The organism is Acidimicrobiia bacterium (genome assembly GCA_040902765.1).
Lineage (GTDB): Bacteria > Actinomycetota > Acidimicrobiia > Spongiisociales > UBA11373 > DATKBG01.
This window is the reverse complement of the sequence record JBBDWO010000016.1, coordinates 1-3,111: the sequence shown is the minus strand read 5'-3', so window position 1 is coordinate 3,111 and position 3,111 is coordinate 1. Positions and strand designations below refer to the sequence as shown.

Genomic DNA, 3,111 nt, shown 5'->3' with positions numbered 1-3,111 from the left:
TGCGCCGCTGGCGCGTCACCACACAACTGTCGACCCCAAACCGCGAGAGATCACCGAAGGGGGAGTACCGCCGGGAGCGAAGCGAGCGGCGGGGAGGGGGGAGGGCTAACGCTACGCAGGCCCCGCGACGCGTCTGGCCTCCCCCTCCGTCAGCGACCTTCGGTCGCTGCCACCTCCCCCTGCGGGGGAGGAGAGTCTGGGAGGCAGCCTCTCTCCCCCCGAAGGGGGGAGTACCGCCGGGAGCGAAGCGAGCGGCGGGGAGGGGGGAGGGCTAGCGCGTCGCGAGGCGCGAAACGGCGGCGACTCTAACCCTGAGGTCTGGGAAGCGACTACCAGCCGAGGCGGTCGAGCACCTCCTCCAGGGTCGCCGGGACCGTCTCCGGCGCGCCGATCCCATCGAGCGCGGTACCGGGGTCCTTGAGGCCGTGGCCGGTGAGGGTGCACACGATCGGCCCCTCCGGCAGCTCGCCGGCGAAGGCGAGGATGCCGGCGACGCCGGCGGCAGAGGCCGGTTCGCAGAACACACCCTCTTCCGCTGCCAGCAGGTCGTAGGCGGCGAGGATCTGATCGTCGGTGACCGCCTCGATCCGCCCACCCGATCCGTCCCGGGCGTCGATCGCCTTCTCCCAGGACGCCGGGTTGCCGATGCGGATGGCCGTGGCCACCGTTTCCGGATGGTCCACGATCTCACCGCTCACCAACGGTGCCGCGCCTGCGGCCTGGAACCCCCACATCTGCGGCGCCTCACCCACCGCCCGGTATCCGGCCCAATACGCCGAGATGTTGCCGGCATTGCCAACGGGCAGAGAGTGGACCGCCGGGGCCAGTCCCAGGTCGTCGACCACCTCCCACGCCGCACTCTCCTGACCCGCCAGCCGATACGGGTTGACCGAGTTGACCAGGGCGACCCCGGGGCGCTCACCCAGGGCGCGCACCACGGTGAGCGCCTCGTCGAAGCCGCTGTCGACGGCCACCACCGTCGCTCCGTGGCGGACCGCCTGGGCGAGCTTGCCAAGCGCCACATTGCCCGCGGGAAGTACCACCACACACTCGATGCCAGCGCGAGCCGCGTAGGCCGCCGCCGACGCCGACGTGTTGCCGGTGGAGGCACACACCACCGCGGTGGCGCCGGCTTCCACCGCCTTGCTCACCGCGACCGTCATGCCGCGGTCCTTGAACGAACCCGTCGGATTCGCTCCCTCCACCTTGAGCCACACCTCGCGGCCGACCAGCTCCGAGATCCGCGGCGCCGGGATGAGCGGCGTCGATCCCTCCCCCAGGGTGATGATCGGCGTGGCGTCGGTGATGGGCAGACGGTCGCGGTAGCGCTCGATGACCCCGCGGTTCACGACTCGTCGCCCTCGACCCGGGCCACCAGGGTGCCCCCGACCGTGCCCGCCCCGGCGACGCCGATGCCGATCGTCCTCATCCGCGGATGGTAGAGGTGGGCTGCTCATCCACCGGCGACATCTCCGAGCGGTATCCCGTAGATTTCACGATCGCCATGAACGGAGCCCCAATGCCGCAGGTCCGAGTCTCGACTCCTCATCCGGGAGTGGGACTGCTGCTCCTCGACGCCCCGCCGATGAACAAGGTGACGGCCGAACTGATGGAGAAGATGGAGGCTGGCCTGGACGGTCTGAAGTCGGAGGGCACCCGGGTCGTGGTGATCGGCTCGGCAGTGCCCGACTACTTCATCGCGCACGGAGATCTGGCCGAGCTGCTGTCCAAGCTCGGAGGCGTCGGAGAACCTGCGCCCGGCGATCCCCGGGCGAGGAACCGTGTCCAAAAGGAACTGGACACCGGGCCGATGGTGTCGATAGCCGCCATCGACGGGCAATGCTGGGGCGGTGGCGCCGGACTCGCCTGGGCGTGTGATCTCCGGGTGGCGTCTGAGACCTCGTCGCTCGGACATCCCGAGGTGATCCTCGGCATCCCGCTCTCGACGCGGCCTCGCGAATCTCACGACTCGTCGGAGAAGCCACTGCCAAGCGGATCGTGCTCGACGGGCGGCCAATCACCGGCGCTGAGGCCCACCGCCTCGGTCTGGTCCATCGCCTGGTACCGCCGGGGACAGCCGTGGCCGAGGCCATCGAGTGGGCCTCGTGGTTGGTTGCGCATCCCCCGTCGGCTCTGGCGTCGACGAAAGACGTCATCACGGGCGGACGGGACCTTCCGCTGCGCGATGCGCTCCGCCGCGAGACCGCGCTATTCGTCGAGGCGTTCACCAAGCCTGAGGTGATCCAGCAGGTGTCTCGGATCCAGGCCCGGTACGACAACGGCGCCGACTCGTACGACGCCTTCGCGATCGATCGGGACGCGTGAAGCGCCGACGCGCCCCATCGGGTGCCCTCAGTCTGTGTAATTCATAGGTCGAACAAGGTTGCCGAAGCCGCTGATCGTGAGGATGTGGTACTCCCACGTGCCCCAGATCGCCCAGTCGGGATTCCCGGTATAGCGGGGATCCGTCTCGTGCACGATCAGGTAGTTATACGAGGCGTTCCCGTCGTACCCGGTGCAGATGATGTTGTTCATGATCCATCCGCTGTTGAGGAACGGGGTGTTGTCGAAACGACCCCGATACTGGACCTGATAGTCGCAGCGAGAGAGGGTTGCCTGATCAAGGTCATCGATCGAGCCCACCGACCCATAAATCCGACCATCGCCGAGGTCCCAATACCAATTCCCGAACGCGTCATACGCGTACACCGAGGTGTACTTGCCATTGACGGTGACGCCCTCGTCCGGGTATCCGTTCCCGTCCGCATCGAACCTCGCCTGCTGGTGGCCGGGAACGATGGTGCTGGCCGCGACCGGTCCTCCCACCAGACCGACGACCAACCCGAGCGTTCCCAGAACGCCGACGATGCGCTTCATAAGTCTTCCTTCCCTACGCACTCGTGGACTTATCGACAGGTTCTCCTGGAAACCTTAGGGAGCCAGCAAATGGGTATCCGCCAGAGGTCCCAACAGACGGTCGCTGCGCGATCACCCTCACCCCTCCCCCGACGGCTCCGCCGTCGGGTACTCCCCCCTTCGGGGGGAGAGAGGGACTACACACTCTCCTCCCCCGTGTCAAGACCGGGGACATGCGTTACAGGTGTGCGGGGA

At 67.8% G+C, this 3,111-nt stretch carries 4 protein-coding genes; 1 reads left to right on the top strand and 3 read right to left on the bottom strand.

Annotation, left to right across the window (positions count from 1 at the left end; all coding sequences use genetic code 11):
• Positions 1–329: 329 nt before the first annotated feature.
• Together thrC and WEA29_05030 are read right to left on the bottom strand one after the other, a co-directional pair.
• The gene (thrC, locus tag WEA29_05035; GenBank protein MEX2323118.1) at positions 330–1,349 is read right to left on the bottom strand and encodes a threonine synthase; all 1,020 of its coding nucleotides are present in this window, start codon (positions 1,347–1,349) and stop codon (positions 330–332) included.
• 104 nt (positions 1,350–1,453) lie between these two features.
• Positions 1,454–1,915, bottom strand: a complete 462-nt coding sequence (locus WEA29_05030) for a hypothetical protein (GenBank protein ID MEX2323117.1) — start codon at positions 1,913–1,915, stop codon at positions 1,454–1,456.
• A gap of 83 nt (positions 1,916–1,998) precedes the next feature.
• On the opposite strand from WEA29_05030, the gene WEA29_05025 reads away from it, so the two are divergent.
• The gene (locus tag WEA29_05025) at positions 1,999–2,325 is read left to right on the top strand and encodes an enoyl-CoA hydratase-related protein (GenBank protein ID MEX2323116.1); all 327 of its coding nucleotides are present in this window, start codon (positions 1,999–2,001) and stop codon (positions 2,323–2,325) included.
• 27 nt (positions 2,326–2,352) lie between these two features.
• On the opposite strand, the gene WEA29_05020 is transcribed toward WEA29_05025, so the two are convergent.
• Positions 2,353–2,877, bottom strand: a complete 525-nt coding sequence (locus WEA29_05020; GenBank protein MEX2323115.1) for a hypothetical protein — start codon at positions 2,875–2,877, stop codon at positions 2,353–2,355.
• Between the last annotated feature and the right edge of the window lie 234 nt (positions 2,878–3,111).